The following is a 15,060-nucleotide window of genomic DNA, read 5'->3' on the forward strand; positions in this document are numbered from 1 at the left end:
GGTGTAATGGGCACGTTTGATCGCTTGGCCCGCCACTGAAGTAAGTCCCTCGGAAATTTCCGAGGGACTTTTTGTTTTTTTTAACTGGCAAGAAACTCAAAATCCCCTACACTAAGAATTAGGCAGAGGCCCGCCATCCGCGAGAACAGGAGGAACCGCCACGATCTTCGTAGAAACGCGCATACTTGCCGGTTTTTAGAATTGCTATAGTTAAATTGCCGGAGGTGCAACACCAGTGAAGCTAAAACTTAGGAACCCGCTAGCTAATTTAAATGTGAAACAGCAGATGATCCTCCTCTTCATTGTGATGGTCATTCCGTTATTTATTCTGAACGCCTACGGTAACTATAAAGCGGATCAAGTGTTGAAGCGAAATGTCACCAACGCCTATATCGAGCTGAACAAGCAGAATTTCCGGCTTATCACCCGGGATATCGAGGCGATTAACAAAGTGACGTCAACCGTCTTCCAGCATCCGTTGCTTCAGCAACTGAACCCTAGCGGTGAAAGCTCGGAAACCGTTCTGGATCGGGTCAAACATTACGAAAGGCTGGAGAACCTGCTGCTCAATTATTCACAGGAAACCGATCAGCGCGAGCCGGTGTATTATTCGCTGTACGTTTACGATCCGGACAACGCATATTTCTTTGCTCCGTACTATCCGGATGCGCGGAAAGCGGGCGTCTATTTTTTTCTTGAGAACGAGAAGCCGGAATGGTTTGATGAAGCTGTTGCGCAAAAAGGGAACGGTTATCTGCGTATCATTGAGCACCTGTCTCCCTCTGGCCAAGGCCTGCAAAATCAAAAAACGCTCGCTTATATCCGGGCGATCAACAGCATTTACAAAAACGGGACGATTGGCGTGCTGGTCGTGTCCAATGTAGACGGGCGCATCGGCGAATCGCTGCAAACCGTCTCAATTCCAGAGGGAGAGCTGTATTTTACCGATTGGAACAACCGGATCCTGACCTCCACACCGAACCTTTCGTCCACGCCAACGGGTTCCATATTGGATTTGCCGCCGGAAGCGGATCTAGGCGATTCGCTGATTGGGGTAAAGGATGTCATTACTGAGGATTTCATTTATGTGATTAATTATAATTACGTTCTGCAGGAAAAGCTGGTGTACAAAGTGCCCATCAAGGCCATGCTGCAACAGCAAAACGAAATCAAACGAATTATTCAGCTTATTTCCATTGCTTATTTTGCGGTGGGACTGGTGTTAATCTTATATTTCTGGCGGTCGCTGATGACCCCGATTCAAAAATTGGTTTATTTCGTCCGCCGTTACGAGCCGGGCAATGTGGTGCCGGAGACGCCGCACCGGGATCGCAACGACGAGGTTAGCGTGTTGATTTCCACGATCTACGAGATGGCGCGCCGGCTGAATGGACTGATTCATTATAAATATCAGATGGACATCAAGCAGAAGGAAGCCCAGTTGCAAATTTTGTATCAGCAGATTAACCCGCATTTGCTGTACAACACGCTGGAGAGTATTTATTGGAAAAGCGCGATGGAAGGGAACACCGCCTCCGCGGAAATGATCAAGGAGCTGTCCAAGCTGATGAAAATCAGCCTAAGCCGCGGCCGGGAGCTGATTACGCTGGAGGAAGAGCTGGAGCATGCTTCGGCTTACATCAAGCTGCAGGAGCATCGTTACGAGTACGGGTTCCGCGTGACGTGGGACATTCCCTTGGAGCTTCATTCCACAATCATTCCCAAAATCACGCTGCAGCCGCTGATTGAGAACGCTATCATTCACGGTGTTAAACATATGGGAGAGGACGGCGAAATCCAGATTTGTGCCGAGGCGGACGAAGCGCTGGGCCGGGTCTACATTCGGATCGCGGACAATGGGTATAAGCCGGTCGATTTCGATGCGATCGACAAGCTGCTGAACGATGAAACGCCAAGTCCGTCGTTTGGTTACGGCATCCGCAATATTCATCAGCGGCTTCGGCTGCATTTTGGGCCGGAGTACGGCTTGAACTATATAGGCCGCCCTGAAGGCGGAACGCTTGTCACCATTACCCTGCCGCTCACGGTGAATCGGAACGAATAAAACGAACAGGGGGAACTATGATGTACAACGTATTGGTTGTCGACGACGAACCGTTGATCTGCAAAGGCTTATCCGGACTTCTAACCGCTTCAGGACTGGATATCGGTCAGATCTACACCGCGTATAACGGGCACGAAGCACTGGATTACGTAAGAATGGAGGAAGTGGATCTGCTCGTCACCGACATCCAGATGGGAGAAATGAACGGGATCGAGTTGATGCAGCAGGCGAAGCTGATCAAGCCTTGGGTGCAGGCGATCATCATCTCTGCACATGAAACGTTCCAATACGCCCAGATGGCGATCCGGCTGGGTGCCAAGGACTATTTGATCAAGCCGCTGAACAGCGAGCAGTTCCTGGACTCGGTGCGCAACGCGCTGTTGAAAATGGATAAACCGCTGCCGCAGGGCGAGGAGATTTTGGCCCGAGGTACGGAGCATTTTCGCATGGAGGAGCCGCTTCCGGAATACGGCGAACGGCTGAACCGCCTGATTAGTGACCTCGCTGAAGGGGATGACGAACAGCGGGTTGCGGAAGCTGAGAGGTTGGGGCTGACAGGACCGTATTTTTCCGTGATCAAAATCAAGCTGGCCATCCCCGCTGACAAGCAGCTATCCGTGGACCAGGATCGGGATGCCTGCCTGTTCCGCTACGCGGCGCTGAATATCGTGAACGAGCTGCTGCATCAGGAGTGGCGCGCGGCATCTTTTTATACCCAGAGTCTGGAGATCGCCCTCATCTTGCAGTGGAATGAAACGGAGTATGCCGAGCCCAATCTCAATAAAATCAACCAGCTCGAAATGCTTGGCCGAAGTCTGCACCATCACATCCATAAATACCTTGGCTTGCGGTGCACGGTGGGCATCAGCCAGATTCTCAAAGGCACGGGTTTTCTAAGCCTGCTCAGCCGGCAGGCGGACAAAGCGATGCTGTGGGGAGGCGAGCACGGGGATCATCATGTGTTTTATTATGGCGATTTTAACTGGCACAACTATTCCCAGGACCCTTCCACAGAAGAGCTGACCAAGCAGAATAACCAGATTGTGGAGAGCGCCAAGAAGTATATCGAGGAGAATTACCGGCAGAAGGGACTGACTATCCACGAGGTGGCCCGCAACAATCACGTCAGCCCCAATTACTTGAGCTACTTGTTCAAGAAAAATACCGGCTACAACCTCTGGGAATACGTGATTAAGCTGCGGATGGAAGAGAGCAAAGCGCTGATTCTGAACACGGATCTGCGCCGTTACGAGATCGCCGAACGTGTGGGATATGAGTCGCCGGAGCATTTTAGCAAGATATTTAAGAAATACTTTGGCGTCAGTCCTACCGAGCTGAAGAAATAACGATGAAGTAAGAACGACCATAGTTCACATAGTTTTAGACATGTTCGACATACGGCTGCTTTTCTACAATGAAAAAAGACACTACGTAGAAAAGAGGGAGAACGATGGGGGAACCCGTGATTTCACCGGGGAACATGCAGCAGAACACGGTTAAAGCATCCACCTCCGCTTCGCAGAAGCCGCGGCGGGGATCGAACTGGAAGCAGTACATGTGGGGGTATCTTTTTCTGGTACCGGCGATTGCCATCTTTATCGTGTTCTTGTGGGTCCCGATCATCAAAGGGATGGTTTACAGCTTCTACAATATCGATTTCGTCAAAGGCAACACATTTGTCGGATTCGACAATTACGTAAAGGTGTTTCATAACCCAGACGTGCTGTTGTCGGTTCGCAACACCTTGTATTATATGCTCCTCTGTTTGGTTATCGGCTTCTGGGTGCCGATCGCAGCGTCAATCGCGATTTCCGAGCTGCGCTGGTTCCAAGGATTTGCGCGGATCGCCGCTTACCTGCCGTTCGTCGTACCGGGCGTTGTCCTGTATGGGATGTGGCGCTGGATGTACGATCCGGTGGGACCAATCAACGCCTTGCTCGGATGGTTTGGGGCCGATCCGGTGTCCTTTATTTCCGACGGCAGGTGGTCGATGGTTTCGATCGTCTTTATGGAGACGTGGCAGCAGTTTGGTTCAGCGATGCTGATTTACCTGGCTGGGGTGCTGAGCATTCCGCGGGATTGGTACGAAGCGGCGGAAATCGATGGAGCCGGCGTCTGGGCCCGGATCAAATACATCACGCTGCCGTCGATGCGGAACCTGATCGTGCTGATGTTGATTTTGCAGCTGATCGGCACATCTCAGGCGTACCAATCGCAGCTAGCATTGCTGGACGGCGGGCCAAACAAGGCCACGTTAACCTATGCCCTCCTGACCGTCAAATACGCCTTTACCCAGCTCGATTACGGGGCCGGGACCGCGCTGGGTGTTCTGATGTTCATCGTGCTAAGCGTGCTGGGCGTGTTGCAATACAAGCTGAACAAGGAGGAGTACTGATATGAAAGAAAGAGGCATCCTGTCGCCCTCCGATTTGCAGAAGCCGCTGAATAAAGTGGTATACGGATTTATGGTCTTGTGCATCGCGGTGATGACGTTTACGATGCTGTATCCGATCGCGATGACGATGTTTAACGGGCTGAAGAGCAACCAGGAGGTCAACTCGTTTCCGCCGCGATTTTTTCCGCAGGAATGGCATTGGGACAATTTCCCGAAAGCCTGGAATTACATCGATTTGCCGATGTTTTTGAAAAATACTCTGCTTATCTTCGGCGGCAACCTGCTGATGACCATTTTGGTGCTGGGTCTCGCTTCGTTCAGCATTTCACGGATCCGGGTGCCGTATAGCCGGGCGATCTACTTTTTTATCCTGCTGACGTTGTTTATCCCGGCCTCCAGTTATATGATCCCGAACTTCGTCAACCTGAAGGAGCTGGGGCTGCTGAACACCTATTGGGCGTTCTGGCTGCCGGCGGGAGCGAACGCGTATTATTTTCTGCTGATGAAAAATTTCTTCGACGGCATCCACCCGGAGATCTTCGAAGCGGCCCGGATTGACGGAGCTTCGGAGTGGACCAGTTACTTGCGGATTGCGGTGCCGCTGTCCGTGCCGATCTTCGCGACGCTGGCGATCTTTATTTTCTCCACGGCGTGGAATGACTGGTTCTGGCCATCGCTGGTAATGCACACGGAAGACAAATATACGCTGGCGACCGCGATCTACAAATATGTAATTAACGCGCGGAACATGGATAGCAGCATTAAGTTCAGTATTTTGTTTATGGTGATGATTCCGCCGATCTTCGTGTTCCTGGGGTTCCAGAAGTTTATCATGCGAAGCGTGAGCTTGTCTGCAGTTAAGGGATAGGCGGATGGGTGGCAGCGTTTACAGAATCGTAGGCCTGCACACGAAAGTCATAAGATCACACATCGAATGCTAAATGTTTCTCTTTTATGATAAAAATGCAAGATTACCTAACTTATGAAAAGGGGAGTTTCAATGCGCAAGTTTTCAGCAGTGTTGATGTGTCTGATGTTGCTTGGTTCGCTGCTCGCGGCCTGCGGCGGAGGCGGGAACAAGGAAGCCCAAAATAACGGCGGCGGAAACACGGCGGCCACGGGGAACAACGGAGGAAGCAATGCGGATGCGAATTCGGGAGAAGCCGATGATATCACGCAGCGCAAGGTCACGATCAAGATCCACTATCCGTTGCCGGACGAAACGACGCTTCGCCAACAGGAGGACGATAAAATCGCCCGCTTCCAAGCCAAATACCCGAACGTGACGATCATTAAGGATGACTGGCAATACAGCGTCAACGAAATCGGCGTAAAGATGGCCTCCAACGAAGCCCCAACCTTCTACAATACGTGGGCAACGGAAGCCCAATTCCTGGTGGAACGCGGCTGGGTTGCTGACATCACGGATCTGTGGAACAACTGGGAGTATAAAGACGAAATTAACCCGGTGCTGCAAAATCAATTTATCGTTGACGGCCGAGTGTACGGGATCACCCAAAACGGTTACGTTACCTCGACGGTCGTCAACAAGAAGCTGCTGGACGAGAAGGGCATCGCTGCTCCTCCGTTCGACTGGACTTGGGACGATATGTACAACGTAGCCAAAGGGGTTGCCGATCCGAAGAAAGGGATTTCGGGGATCGCACCGATGGGGAAAGGGAACGAAGCAGGCTGGAACTGGACCAACTTCCTGTTTGAAGCCGGCGGCGATATTGAAAAGACCGAAAACGGCAAAGTGACCGCCGTCTTCAACTCCGAGGCTGGGGTGAAGGCGCTGGATTTCTATAAGAAGCTGAGATGGGAAGCTAACGCGATCCCGCAAGACTGGGCGCTGGGTTGGGGCGATGCCGTCAGCTCCTTCCAACAAGGCCGGACGGCGATGGTGATCGCCGGTGCATTTGACGTCATTCAAGCGGCGCTGAATGAAGGCGGCATGAAGCCGGAGGATGTGATCGCTTATCCGATGCCTGCTGCCGAGAAAGGCGGCAAGCATTACGGGGTGCTCGGCGGCAACTACCTCGTCATTAACCCGAATGCCACGAAAGACGAACAAGAAATGGCGTTCCGCTATATTACGTTTGATTACTTCACCGACGATGCCTTGAAAGCCGTTGAAGATACGATTCAAGCCCGCAAAGCGGAAGGCAAGTATTATGTGCCGACACCGCTGGAGTATTTCAGCGAAGATTCCGAGTATGCCAGCAAAGTGAAAGCCATTTACGAAAAATACGACAACGTGTACAAATACGATCCGCAGCTCTTCGGCCTGCTGGAAGGCAAGCCGGAAGCGCAATTCGGCACGCAGGACTACTACGCCACGATGTCCAACGTCGTCCAGGAATCGTTCTCGAAGAAGGGCACGGACTCCAAGCAGCAGCTGGATGTCGCAGCGAAGTACGTGCAAGAGAATTTCTTTGACAAAATTCAAGCGCAATAATGGGTTGTAAAAGGCCTCCCTGGTTCAGTTTGGACCGGGGAGGCCTTTTTGCGTTGGGGTGTATGGAGGCGCTGTCTTGTTGAAGTATTCGCTGCCCCTATGCTAGGGGTAATGCCAGCCAACTCTAGGGCTAGTCATGCTGGCGACGATGCTAGTGGGGCGATGGCGATTGGTGCAGGTCAACTTCGCTGTTAGCCCAGTCAACAGCGCCAACCCTATTAGCTTCATGTTGGCAATAACATCGGTGTCAACGCCAGTACGAATGCGCGAGTCTATGTCAGCGCCTTTGTCTGGTCTAGTTGGAGCGTCAAGGTCATGGCACCTTGTCCTGGCCTAGCTCGAGGGTCAACGTCACGGACCTTGTTGTCCTGGCCCGCTAACGGAACAGAGAGACGTTATTTTGCGATTTTCGGCGCGGTTTGAAATCTAACGGAACGGAGAGACGTTATTTACGGTTGGGCGTGGAGTTCAGCACGGATTTTGTCCAAATAGCGGCATTTGGTTCCGTTAGGATGGGAAATAGCCGGGAAATGAGCGAATAAGGTCATCTGGTTCCGTTAGAAGGGACGGGAGGTGGAAAGGATGGTGCGAAGGGGGGAGGCGCGGAGGCGTGTTCGCGAGAGGAAGCGCGAGAAAGGACAGCGCTGGCGCGGGGACGCGTTCGGGAGAGGGGAGGGCGGTGCGTCCTCCCGAGCCCTAAATCATGCCGACGTTGCTGTTTTGTCCGTTGGCTGATGCGCGCGGGCTTGCCGTCCGAGTACAAGGCCGACGAGGGAGGCCATCACCTGCTGGAACACCATGCCCAGCACGACCGGCACAGCCACCGGAGCGGGGAAGTAGGTGACAGCCAGCACAGCGCCGGCGCTGATGTTGCGCATGCCGCCGTTGAAGACGAGCGCGACTTTGTCGGCTTCGTTCAGGCCGATCAGCCGGGACAAGCCAAAGCCCAGCGCGTAGCCGATGACCGCGAGCAGGACGATGATGGCGGCGAGCCCCAGCAACCGCGGGCTGAAATCGGTCAGGTAAGGGGCGACCACCGCGCCGTTAATCGCCACGACCGAAGCCATGGCAAGCTTCGAAAACGGGTTCAACCAAGGCCCCCAGGTGGTGATCACTTTGCCTTGGGTCCACTGGTTCAGCAGCATGCCCACCAGCGACGGGACAACAATCATCCAGAACAGGCTGGTCATCATCGCCACAGCATCAAGCCGAACGCTGGTGCCCACCAGCAACGCCAGAATGCCGGGAACGACAAAGGGAGCCAGCAGTGTATCGATCAGGATGATCGACAGCGTCAAGGCAATGTTGCCCTTGTAGATGCTGACCCAGACAAAGCTGCTGACTCCGGTTGGAATTGCTGCGGCGAGAATAAAGCCGGTTATCGTATAAAAATCCCCGGGGAACGCCAAATGCCCCATTCCCATCGCCGCCAGCGGCATCGCCAGGTGGAGGATGAACAGGCAGAGTACCAGGGGGAGCGGTTTTTTGAGCACGTTCAGGAAATCTTTGAAGCTGAGACTAATGCTCCCGGCAAAGGTCATGAAGGCAAACAGCCATGGAGACAGATACGTATAAGGAGCCAGGTTACTCCCGCAAAGGACGCCAATCAATATGCTGGTAGGCGTAATGAGGGGCATCATTTTGTTCAGTTGTCGGTTCAGCGTTTGCAGCATGGGCACGACATCCTTTGGTTGATAGGCTTCTTGTAGTATAGAACGTCCGCAGGGAATCGTAAATGGGACGAAAACACGATCTCTTCCCAACAAAAAAAGTCTGCCGGTTCACAAACGAACCAGGCAGACTGGATTGGTTAGCGAGCGATTTCCTTAAACGCCGCTTCGGCGGCTTCCAGCGTAAAGTCGATGTCGGCTTCCATGTGCGCCGTTGTCAGGAACCAAGCTTCGAACTTCGACGGGGCGAGGTTGACCCCGCGGTTTAGCATGGCGCGGAAGAAGGCAGCGAACGCTTCGCCGTCGGTGTCTTGCGCCTCCGCATAGTTCGTGACCGGATGGTCACAGAAATGCGTTGAGAACGAGCCGCGGATCCGGTTGATGGTCAGCGGCACCCCATGGCGGCGGGCCGAGTCAGCCAGCCCGTCGGTCAGCTTCACGGCGAGGCGGTCCATCTCTTCGTAGACCCCGGCGCCTTGCAACACCTCAAGGCAGGCGATGCCGGCGGAGATGGAAGCAGGGTTGCCCGCCATCGTTCCGGCCTGATAGGCCGGACCCAACGGTGCTACCTGCTCCATGATCTCTTTGCTGCCGCCGTACGCGCCGATCGGCAGCCCGCCGCCGATGATTTTGCCGAGGGCGGTGAGGTCCGGCCGGATCGCTTCGTGGTTGGAGAGGCCGGCGTAGGTTTGCGCCGAGCCGTAATGGAAGCGGAAGGCCGTAATAACCTCGTCGTAAATGACGAGGGCGCCGTACTGCCGTGCAAGCCGGCAGAGATCTTCCAAGAATCCGGGCTTCGGCATCACCATGCCGAAGTTCCCGACGATCGGCTCGACCATGACGGCGGCGACGTCGTCGCCCCACTTGTCGAGCGCATCTTTCAGCGCCGAAGCATCGTTAAACGGCACGGTGATCACCTCGTGCGCGATGCTGGTCGGGATGCCGGCGCTGTCCGGGATGCCCAGCGTGGACGGGCCGGACCCGGCGGCCACGAGCACGAGATCAGAATGGCCGTGGTAGCACCCGGCAAATTTGATGATTTTGTTGCGCTTCGTATACGCGCGCGCGACGCGGATCGTCGTCATGACCGCTTCCGTACCGGAGTTCACGAAGCGCACCTTGTCCATCGAAGGAATCGCTTCTTTCAGCATGCGAGCCAAGCGGATCTCGAGCTCGGTTGGAGTCCCGTACAATGTGCCATTCGCGGCAGCTTCTTGAATGGCCATCGTCACATGCGGGTGGGCATGTCCGGTAATGATCGGCCCGTAAGCCGCCAAATAATCGACGTAGCGGTTGCCGTCCACGTCCCAGAAATACGCGCCCTCCGCTTTTTTCATAAAAACAGGCGCCCCGCCGCCAACCGCCTTAAAGGAACGGGAGGGGCTGTTGACGCCGCCTACAATATGTTGCAACGCTTCTTCATACAATCGTTCGGATTGTGATCGATTCATCTTGATAAACTTCCTTTCTGAATTGAATTACTGGAATGAGCTCGTTATTGTGCCAGCCAGCTTACGATTTAACTGCAAAAGTACATTTGATTTGTCCGAAAAACCGACTCTTACGCGCGATCAACTGCAAAAGTACATCTCAGACATCACGATATGCCCTCAAAAGCGACCTTTCAGCAGAAATGAACTGCATTTTTACATTTGAATGCTGAAAAAGAGCGATTTTGGGCAATATGAAAAGCACTTTTACAGCTGACAGGCCCAATAGCGCGGATTCACGGTAGGCAGCGATCAAAAAAAGGCAGTTCGTAATGCCGAACTAGGCAGTAAGAGTGGGGGGGCCAGCAAAGGCAGTTACTGTCGCCACCAAAAGACAGCAGTAGTACCATCCAAGGCAGTTACTAGTGCCCCCAAAGGACAGGAGTGGTGCAACTAAATACAGTTACTTGCGGCCCCAATGGCAGATACTCGTGCCAAAAGAGAGGAGGCCGCCTCTCGATTAAGGCCTGGCCACAGGGCCGAGCCTGCCTCGAGAGACGCCCTCCGATCTCACGGACTCCCGCCCGCCGCCTAAGCAGGCAAGGACTTCGCTAACCTCAGGCTTAGGGCCCTCCGCCCCAAAAGGCTCTCAGCCTCAAGGGCCGGACGCCTCCAAGTTTCCGCCGCTGCTGCCGGCGTTTGCCCCAGTACGGCCTGAGCTGCCACTGCTGTCACTGTTATTCTCGGCACCGTCAGCATCGTTGCCACTGTCCGTCCCGCTTTCCTCCGCTTTATTAAATACGTCCTGCACGTATTGCTTTAAGTCGTCTTCGTTGCGAACGCCAAGGACGGACGAGCCGCCAACGGTTTTCTCCACCAGCAGTTCCATCGGCGGAATCTGCTCGCTGGCGACCATTTCTGCGTCATACCCGACAGTAGCCAGCTTCCACATATCCTGAACCGACAAGTTCGTGTCGATGTAAGGATTGATTTTCTCCAGAATCGAAGGCAGCTTCATAATGGAAGTCGTCGACTTCAGCTTATCCGCCACCGCCTTCAGGAAATTGCGCTGCCGCTCGGTCCGGGTGTAGTCAGACAGAGCGTCGTGCCGGAAGCGGACGTATTGCAGCGCCGTTTTGCCATCTAAGTGCTGCTGTCCTTTTTTCAGATCGATGTCGTATTCATGATTATCTGCTTTGCTGGTGTAGTGCATATCCTTTTCCACATAAAAATCAACCCCGCCGACGGCATCCACCAATTCAATGAATCCTTGAAAGTCGGTATACACATAATATTGTATCGGGATGCCAAGCAGGTCGGAGACCGCCTGCATCGCTGTATTCGGTCCGTGCGTAATCGCCGTGTTGATCCGATCCGAACCGTGCTCTGGAATTTGGGTGTACGTGTCGCGCAAAATCGAGAAGAGGTAGGCCTTCTTGCTCACAGGGTCCAGGGAAGCGACCAGCATGGTGTCCGAACGAGGAATTTCCCCTTTCTTCAAACCGCGCGCATCGACGCCCATCAGCAGGATGTTTACGCGATCCTTGCCTTCCCATTTGGGCGGTTCCGGCACTTTCGTTTCGGTTGGCTGCACGTTATAGAAAGGGGACTGCTCCCCTTCTTTTTGAAAATTGTCGACTTGGTTATAGAGGGCCGTAAAATAGTAGGCTGCAAAGCCGGCGAGAGCGACAACTACTCCGATCACAGACCAGAGAATCGCCCGTTTTGTGCGTTTCGTCATTGGGTTCGTTCCTTTCAAGGCATGCGATAAATTCGGTTTCTATTATAGATATACTACATGTCTTTCCATTATAATTTCTTTTGTAAATACAATCAATTTCAGGGTTGGAGAGGCCAGAGGAGGAAGAAGCATGTCGGAACAAACGCAACAAGTGCAAATCGGTCAGCCTGTTCCGGATTTTCGACTGCCCGCAGACAGCGGGGAGGAAATCTCGTTATCGCAATTTCGCGGCCGGAAGGTCGTTCTTTATTTTTATCCCAAAGATGCTACCCCGGCTTGTACTCAGGAGGCTTGCGATTTTCGTGATCTTGCTGAGGTGTACGGTGAATATGGGGCGGTGGTGCTGGGCATCAGCGGGGATTCGGTGAATTCTCACGCCAGGTTCGCCGGGAAGCAAGGGCTGAATTTCCCGCTCTTATCGGACGAGTCTCATGAGGTGTGCCGAATGTTTGGCGTATGGCAGCTGAAAAAAATGTACGGCCGCGAATACGAAGGCATCGTCCGTTCGACGTTCCTCATCGACGAGGAGGGGAAGCTGCTCCGTGAATGGCGCGGGGTTCGAGTCAAAGGGCACGCGGAACAAGTGTTGGAGGCACTGCGAGAAGCCGGCCAATAAAATAGGTGTCTTCGCCAGAGAGTTGATCAAAACGCCTCATCCTAACGTTTAAAGCGGGATGAGGCGTTTAACTTTACTTATTTTTCAAAATGCAGATCAAAAAGGCCCAGTTCGATGTTCTCCTGATCGGCTGTTGCACGGAACTCGACTTTCGCTGCATGAGCGACGTCAAGCGCTAAATCCTTAGGGAAGTCTCCCGGTTTGAAAGTTTCTGAGTAAGCTTCACGATCATCGACCAGAATCCGCAGCGTAACCGAAGCCCCAGAATCTCTATATTTTCCGGTCAACCCCACTTTGCCGACCACCTTCTTGGCTTGTCCGTTAAGCGGAAATTGAATATGGACCCAGCGACCGTCTGAGCCGTTATCATTTCTAGGGAACTCAAAGCGCAGGAAGCTGGTATACGAGTTCCCCAAGTTGTCTTCGATCGGCTCATTCGCATTGTATGCGTACTCATATCTGCTCCAGTATGCGGTCTGCGCATTCGAATGCTGGATATCGCGTTCTGGATAAATATCCGTTTTCCCCTCTGTCTCGCCTATGTATACGGTTTGCGTGGAGGCGTCCCATTTCACCGGGAGCTTCAGCGCTTCAGCAACAAACCGAAGAGGTACGTATGTCGTCCCGTTATAGAGGAACGGTTTGTTATCCTCACTCAACTTTTGAGCTGTTTTGTTGACGGTGATCCCTTTGACGTTGTAAAACACTTCGATCAGTTTTCCGCTGCTGCCGGCATAAACTCCTGTTGCTCCGAATAGAAGGGAGCCTGCAACGAAGCCGGCAATGAATTTAGATTTTGAATTCTTCATGTTGCAATTACACCTTCCTTTGGATAGTTTTGCAACATATTATATCGGCGCCGGCGGGGGTTCGGCAATATTTTCTCGAATGACGTCTATCTTCATCTCTACCTTCATACAATCTACCAGAAAGCTAAAGGATTCATAGAAAAGAAATTGATCCTAGTGCGGAGGTAGAAAGTCGATGAAACAACCAAAAAAGTTATCCGGACAAATGCTGGTACGTTTGCTACTGCTTACGGTAGTACTGATTGCGGCAATCTGCACGCCGCTTGGCTTCCAGCACAAGGGCATGCCTGAAGTCAAAGCCCTGGCCATGAAAGAACAAGCCGCGGGGGAGTCCGCGACGCATACAGTAAATCTCGCTGCACCTGCCGCTGAGAAGGTGCAACCTGTCCATACGTCGGCCGTTGGCTCGGCTGGCACATCGGCGGCTCTAGCGGCATCTCAGGCGAAGAAGTCTGAAACGCCGCAAGCGAACAACCAAGACAAGCAAGGCAAGACGGTTTATTTAACGTTTGACGACGGGCCAAGCCCGCATACAAATCAAGTGCTGGAGATATTGCGGGAAGAGGAGGTGCCCGCGACCTTCTTCGTATTGGGGCAGCAAGCCAAGCGCTACCCGGAGATGATCCGGCGCATCGTAGACGGCGGCCATGTCCTAGGGAATCATACGTATAACCATGATTATGACGCACTGTACGACAGCTTCGGCCATTTCTGGAAGCAGGTCAAGGCGACGGAAGAGGTGCTGCGGGAGATTACGGGAACACGTACACCGCTGGTACGCGCGCCGGGCGGTACATACGGTCATTTTGACAAGACGTATTTCAACCTGATGGAGCAGGGCGGGTATAAAGTGTTTGACTGGAATGTAGACAGCGGGGATTCCAAGCGTAGAGGTGTTCCGGCCAGTGAGATTATAGCCAACGTCAAGAACACGAAGCTGCAGGATCAAATCATTGTGTTGATGCATGACGGAGGAGGTCATGAACAGACGGTTAAGGCGCTGCCGGAAATTATTCATTACTATAAAAAACTAGGTTACGAGTTTGGCACCTTATCTGCGGAGCAACAGCCTGTACAATTTTCACTGGACCCTTCCATAAGTAAGAAAAAGAACCGTCCCGCGCCTTCCGCCGAATGGATCGCGTCCAACGTCGTTCCGAATGCGGCTTTGTTCGAACCGGAGCTGCCGCTTACCGTGGAGGCTGGCGGGTTGCAAACGCGCCTTGAGCCCGGGGAATACGAGCTGCGTGACGGTCAGTATGTGGCACCTGTCCGTTTAATGATGGAGCGGTTAGGAGCAGAAGTGTATTGGAGCGAGGCTACGCAAAGTGCCTTTATCAACTGGGGGGATGCCTCTATTGTGGCGGATACGCGGCGCGGGGTGCTGACTGCGGTTCGCCCAGACGGGACGTATGCTGAATGGGAGGTGACCTTTGACCGTAAAGCCCAAGCCTTATGGATTCCGCTGCGTCCGCTCCTGGAGGCATTAGGTCATCCGATTGTCGGAGTTGTTTCAACTGCCGGGGAGCGACGGGTCTCGGCAATCTAGTTTTTTTGATAGATTCTTGTGCACAGACGCTTAACTTTCTCTTCCTTTCTTCCATGTCTATTTCCGCTAGGTTCTGGAGATACTGGTTGATAGATTACGGGCATGGTTTATAGAAATGGAGGGGAAGTCAGGATGAATCACGATCAAGCGCAGACGCTGCTGGAGCGGCTTGTCCACAAGGTGGATCGGGTGATCGTTGGGAAAAAAGCGGAGATCGAGCTCGCGGTCGTGGCGATGCTGAGCGGCGGTCATATTTTGCTGGAGGATGTACCCGGAGTGGGCAAAACGATGCTGGTCCGTACGTTAGCTGCCTGCATCGGCGGGACG

General features: G+C 53.2%; 12 protein-coding genes. 8 read left to right on the forward strand and 4 right to left on the reverse strand.

The genetic code is table 11. The features are described 5' to 3' along the window. The first annotated feature begins 286 nt into the window (after nucleotides 1-286). The 5 genes from RW092_RS16925 (at nucleotide 287) to RW092_RS16945 (ending at nucleotide 6,918) form a co-directional block, all read left to right on the forward strand. Complete coding sequence (locus RW092_RS16925) at nucleotides 287-2,065, forward strand: sensor histidine kinase (protein WP_410055547.1); 1,779 nt, start codon at nucleotides 287-289, stop codon at nucleotides 2,063-2,065. A 20-nt stretch (nucleotides 2,066-2,085) separates the two neighbouring features. Then, a complete protein-coding gene (locus tag RW092_RS16930; RefSeq protein WP_316010762.1) occupies nucleotides 2,086-3,411 on the forward strand; it encodes a response regulator in 1,326 nt (441 codons plus the stop codon). 104 nt (nucleotides 3,412-3,515) lie between these two features. Continuing rightward, the gene (locus RW092_RS16935; protein WP_016313522.1) at nucleotides 3,516-4,460 is read left to right on the forward strand and encodes a carbohydrate ABC transporter permease; all 945 of its coding nucleotides are present in this window, start codon (nucleotides 3,516-3,518) and stop codon (nucleotides 4,458-4,460) included. A gap of 1 nt (nucleotide 4,461) precedes the next feature. Beyond that, nucleotides 4,462-5,328: a carbohydrate ABC transporter permease gene (locus RW092_RS16940; protein WP_009226949.1), complete on the forward strand. Its 867-nt coding sequence runs from the start codon at nucleotides 4,462-4,464 to the stop codon at nucleotides 5,326-5,328. 132 nt (nucleotides 5,329-5,460) lie between these two features. Continuing rightward, nucleotides 5,461-6,918 (forward strand): ABC transporter substrate-binding protein, encoded by a 1,458-nt coding sequence (locus RW092_RS16945; RefSeq protein ID WP_260071332.1) that lies wholly within the window; start codon nucleotides 5,461-5,463, stop codon nucleotides 6,916-6,918. A 701-nt stretch (nucleotides 6,919-7,619) separates the two neighbouring features. Here the strand turns inward: RW092_RS16945 and RW092_RS16950 are convergent. The 3 genes from RW092_RS16950 to RW092_RS16960 form a co-directional block, all read right to left on the reverse strand. Beyond that, complete coding sequence (locus RW092_RS16950; RefSeq protein WP_316010763.1) at nucleotides 7,620-8,591, reverse strand: bile acid:sodium symporter family protein; 972 nt, start codon at nucleotides 8,589-8,591, stop codon at nucleotides 7,620-7,622. 137 nt (nucleotides 8,592-8,728) lie between these two features. Further along, on the reverse strand, nucleotides 8,729-10,039 hold the full coding sequence (locus RW092_RS16955; RefSeq protein WP_316010764.1) for a glutamate-1-semialdehyde 2,1-aminomutase: 1,311 nt from the start codon (nucleotides 10,037-10,039) through the stop codon (nucleotides 8,729-8,731). 634 nt (nucleotides 10,040-10,673) lie between these two features. Continuing rightward, complete coding sequence (locus RW092_RS16960) at nucleotides 10,674-11,759, reverse strand: LCP family protein (RefSeq protein WP_316010765.1); 1,086 nt, start codon at nucleotides 11,757-11,759, stop codon at nucleotides 10,674-10,676. A gap of 130 nt (nucleotides 11,760-11,889) precedes the next feature. On the opposite strand from RW092_RS16960, the gene bcp reads away from it, so the two are divergent. Further along, nucleotides 11,890-12,375, forward strand: coding sequence for a thioredoxin-dependent thiol peroxidase (gene bcp, locus RW092_RS16965; protein WP_316010766.1), 486 nt, complete (start codon nucleotides 11,890-11,892; stop codon nucleotides 12,373-12,375). Between the two features lie 77 nt (nucleotides 12,376-12,452). On the opposite strand, the gene RW092_RS16970 is transcribed toward bcp, so the two are convergent. Continuing rightward, on the reverse strand, nucleotides 12,453-13,184 hold the full coding sequence (locus RW092_RS16970; protein ID WP_016313513.1) for a stalk domain-containing protein: 732 nt from the start codon (nucleotides 13,182-13,184) through the stop codon (nucleotides 12,453-12,455). 175 nt (nucleotides 13,185-13,359) lie between these two features. On the opposite strand from RW092_RS16970, the gene RW092_RS16975 reads away from it, so the two are divergent. Then, nucleotides 13,360-14,733 (forward strand): polysaccharide deacetylase family protein, encoded by a 1,374-nt coding sequence (locus tag RW092_RS16975; protein WP_316010767.1) that lies wholly within the window; start codon nucleotides 13,360-13,362, stop codon nucleotides 14,731-14,733. 132 nt (nucleotides 14,734-14,865) lie between these two features. Next, the coding region (locus RW092_RS16980; protein WP_410055546.1) for an AAA family ATPase at nucleotides 14,866-15,060 on the forward strand (195 nt) is incomplete at its 3' end.

Origin of the sequence: Paenibacillus sp. 3LSP (genome assembly GCF_032465655.1) — a bacterium.
GTDB lineage: Bacteria > Bacillota > Bacilli > Paenibacillales > Paenibacillaceae > Fontibacillus > Fontibacillus barengoltzii.

Bases quoted from the DNA above. Each gene is read 5' to 3' on its own strand.
- RW092_RS16925 (WP_410055547.1), top strand. From the start codon at position 287: ATGATCCTCCTCTTCATTGTGATGGTCATTCCGTTATTTATTCTGAAC.
- RW092_RS16930 (WP_316010762.1), top strand. From the start codon at position 2,086: ATGTACAACGTATTGGTTGTCGACGACGAACCGTTGATCTGCAAAGGC.
- RW092_RS16935 (WP_016313522.1), top strand. From the start codon at position 3,516: ATGGGGGAACCCGTGATTTCACCGGGGAACATGCAGCAGAACACGGTT.
- RW092_RS16940 (WP_009226949.1), top strand. From the start codon at position 4,462: ATGAAAGAAAGAGGCATCCTGTCGCCCTCCGATTTGCAGAAGCCGCTG.
- RW092_RS16945 (WP_260071332.1), top strand. From the start codon at position 5,461: ATGCGCAAGTTTTCAGCAGTGTTGATGTGTCTGATGTTGCTTGGTTCG.
- RW092_RS16950 (WP_316010763.1), bottom strand. From the start codon at position 8,591: ATGCTGCAAACGCTGAACCGACAACTGAACAAAATGATGCCCCTCATT.
- RW092_RS16955 (WP_316010764.1), bottom strand. From the start codon at position 10,039: ATGAATCGATCACAATCCGAACGATTGTATGAAGAAGCGTTGCAACAT.
- RW092_RS16960 (WP_316010765.1), bottom strand. From the start codon at position 11,759: ATGACGAAACGCACAAAACGGGCGATTCTCTGGTCTGTGATCGGAGTA.
- bcp (WP_316010766.1), top strand. From the start codon at position 11,890: ATGTCGGAACAAACGCAACAAGTGCAAATCGGTCAGCCTGTTCCGGAT.
- RW092_RS16970 (WP_016313513.1), bottom strand. From the start codon at position 13,184: ATGAAGAATTCAAAATCTAAATTCATTGCCGGCTTCGTTGCAGGCTCC.
- RW092_RS16975 (WP_316010767.1), top strand. From the start codon at position 13,360: ATGAAACAACCAAAAAAGTTATCCGGACAAATGCTGGTACGTTTGCTA.